Here is a 2,736-nt window from a genome sequence, read left to right as displayed (position 1 = left end):
GGGTAGCCTGTCGAAGCACTGAAATTCCTGCGAAAGTGCGAGCCAGCGTGTAAAGCGCGCCCGTGCATAGGGGTCAAAGCCTTGAGGAAGCAATAAGGGCCAAGGCCGCGGAGCTTGGCTTTGCCGCGTGCCGCTTCGCACGCGCCGAGGCCGCCGACGCGGCCGGTGCCGATCTCCGGGCCTGGCTCGACGAGGGGCGGCACGGGGCGATGCAGTGGATGGAGGAACGCTACCATCATCGCGTCAGCCCACAGGCGCTGTGGCCGGACGCCCGCTCGGCCGTCGCCCTCGGGATGAGCTATGCACCGGAGCACGACCCGCTGTCGCTCGCCGGCCAGCCGAATCACGGCCGCATTTCGGTCTATGCGCAGGGCGGCGACTATCACAAGACAGTCAAGAAGGCCCTGAAGGCGCTCGGCCGTTGGCTTGCTGCCGAGGCGGGGTGCGAGCTCAAGGTGTTCGTCGATACCGCGCCCGTCATGGAAAAGCCGCTTGCTCAGGCGGCGGGGCTCGGCTGGCAGGGCAAGCATACCAATGTCGTCAGCCGCGAGCACGGCAGCTGGCTATTCATCGGCGTGATCCTGACCAGCATCGAGCTGACGCCCGACGAGCCCGCGCTCGCCGGCCGCCATTGCGGATCGTGCAGCCGCTGTCTCGACGCCTGCCCGACACAGGCGTTCGACGGTCCGCACCGGATCGATGCCCGCCGCTGCATCTCCTACCTGACGATCGAGCACCATGGCCCGATCCCGGAGGAATTCCGCAAGGCGATCGGCAACCGCATCTACGGCTGTGACGATTGCCTTGCGGTCTGCCCGTGGAACCGGTTCGCGAAGAGCGCGGCGGCCAACCGGGCGTTCCTGCCGAGAGAGGATCTCGCCGCGCCTAGGCTCGCGGACCTGCTGGTGCTGGACGATGCAGCCTTTCGCGCGAACTTCTCCGGTTCGCCGATCAAGCGGGTTGGCCGCAACCGCTTCATCCGCAACTGCCTGATCGCCTCCGGGAACAGCGGCGATCCGGCGATCACCACCTCAGTGCGCCCCCATCTGGGCGATCCTGATCCGGTGGTTGCCGAAGCGGCCGGCTGGGCGCTGGATCAGCTTCGGCGATCCAGGTGAGCCGCGCATGCGGCGCTGTTGGTGTCGACGCCCGACGGCAACCGCGCGTCGACATGCGTCACTCGTGCCCCGCCGCCGCCGGGCGCGGGATAGAGGTAGGCGTCGAGGACGCAGGTCGGCGAGCGGAATTGCAGCTTGAGGCTGCCCCCTTCGCGGACCTGAAGCGCCGGCGGTCCGAAATGGGCGAAGAGGTCGCCGGCGGTCATACCGATCACCGCGCCGGCCTCGGGCGGCTGCGGAGCGGTGACGACCGCAGGAGGCGCCGCAGCGACCGGAGCCGGCGTGGTTTCCCGAGGCGCGGCGCAGCTGGCGAGGACGAAGGTCAAGGCGATGACTGGGACAATGCGGCGCATGCTCCGGAGGATGCCTGCCCCCGAGCCGCCGTGCAAGGTTGCTAGCAGGCCGCCGCGCCGCTACCCGCGCCGCTTTCCCGAGCCACCGGAGCTTTCATGGCCGACACCCGCCTCGACGTCCTCGCCATCGGCAATGCCATCGTCGACGTGATCGCCGATGTTCCCGATGATTTCCTCGAGGCCGAAGGCCTGACCAAGGGCTCGATGCGGCTCGTTGACACCGAGGAGGCCGAACGCCTCTACAGCCGCATGACCTCACCGCTGCAAGTGAGCGGCGGCTCGGCAGGCAACACGGCAGCGGGCGTTGCAGCGCTCGGCGGGCGCTCCGGATTCATCGGCCAGGTCGCTCCGGACGGGCTCGGCGATTTCTATCGCCACGACCTGACGGCCACCGGAGTCCAGTTCACCACCGCGGCCGCCGACGTCGGCGTTCCGACCGCGCGATCGATGATCCTCGTTACGCCCGACGGGCATCGCACGATGAACACCTTCCTCGGCGCCGCCCAGAACCTGCCGCCGAGTGCGCTCGACGAGGCTCAGATCGCGGCCGCCGCGATCCTCTACCTCGAAGGGTATCTGTGGGATCCGGAGACACCCCGCTACGCCATGGTCCGGGCGATCGAGGTCGCTCGGGAAGCGGGCCGCAAGGTTGCTTTCACGCTCTCGGACACTTTCTGCGTCGACCGTCACCGCGACGGCTTCCTCGAGCTGATCGAGAGCGGCAAGATCGACATCCTGTTCGCCAACCAGGCGGAGATCGAGGCGCTTGCAGCCGTGCCTCATCTCGAAACGGCGGTCGAGGCATTTGCGGGCAACGTCGAGACGCTGGTCGTCACGCGCGGTGAACATGGTGCCCTTGCGGTCCGCGGCGGCGAGCGGGCGGACGTGCCGGCGCAGCCGGTCGGCCAGGTGCTGGACACGACGGGAGCGGGCGACCTGTTCGCCGCCGGCTTCCTGGTCGGTTACGCGAGGGGCAGGAGCCTTGAGGACTCCCTCCGCCTCGGCGCGATCGCGGCGGCCGAGGTGATCCAGCACTACGGCGCGCGCCCCGAGGCGGACCTCAGGGCGCTCGCCGGAGACCTTCTCGCCTAGTCGCGTTCCGCGACTTCGGGCTGCAGGTTCGGGTCGCTGACGACTTCGACGACACCGCGGGCGACATGGCTCTGCCGGTACCCGTAGAGGAAGTAGAAGACGAGCCCGATCGCGGTCCACACAGCGAACAGTGTCTTCGATTCGATGTTCAGGCTCATGAATAGCACGACGCA

The 2,736-nt window shown here is 68.3% G+C and carries 4 protein-coding genes; 2 read left to right on the top strand and 2 right to left on the bottom strand.

Going from position 1 to position 2,736, the window contains the following annotated elements; all coding sequences use genetic code 11:
- Positions 1-62: 62 nt before the first annotated feature.
- Entirely contained in the window at positions 63-1,118 is a 1,056-nt protein-coding gene (gene queG / locus JOZ79_RS11625) for a tRNA epoxyqueuosine(34) reductase QueG (RefSeq protein ID WP_294074298.1), read from the top strand.
- Here the strand turns inward: queG and JOZ79_RS11620 are convergent.
- Complete coding sequence (locus tag JOZ79_RS11620) at positions 1,097-1,471, bottom strand: hypothetical protein (protein WP_294074296.1); 375 nt, start codon at positions 1,469-1,471, stop codon at positions 1,097-1,099. The genes queG and JOZ79_RS11620 overlap by 22 nt on opposite strands.
- Positions 1,472-1,567: 96 nt before the next feature.
- Here JOZ79_RS11620 and JOZ79_RS11615 point away from each other — a divergent pair, with 96 nt between their 5' ends.
- Entirely contained in the window at positions 1,568-2,563 is a 996-nt protein-coding gene (locus tag JOZ79_RS11615; protein ID WP_294074294.1) for an adenosine kinase, read from the top strand.
- Here the strand turns inward: JOZ79_RS11615 and JOZ79_RS11610 are convergent.
- A complete protein-coding gene (locus tag JOZ79_RS11610; protein WP_294074300.1) occupies positions 2,560-2,721 on the bottom strand; it encodes a hypothetical protein in 162 nt (53 codons plus the stop codon). The genes JOZ79_RS11615 and JOZ79_RS11610 overlap by 4 nt on opposite strands.
- Positions 2,722-2,736 lie beyond the last annotated feature (15 nt).

Source organism: Sphingomonas sp., from assembly GCF_019242355.1.
Lineage (GTDB): Bacteria > Pseudomonadota > Alphaproteobacteria > Sphingomonadales > Sphingomonadaceae > Sphingomicrobium.
This window is presented reverse-complemented; position numbering and strand designations above follow the sequence as displayed.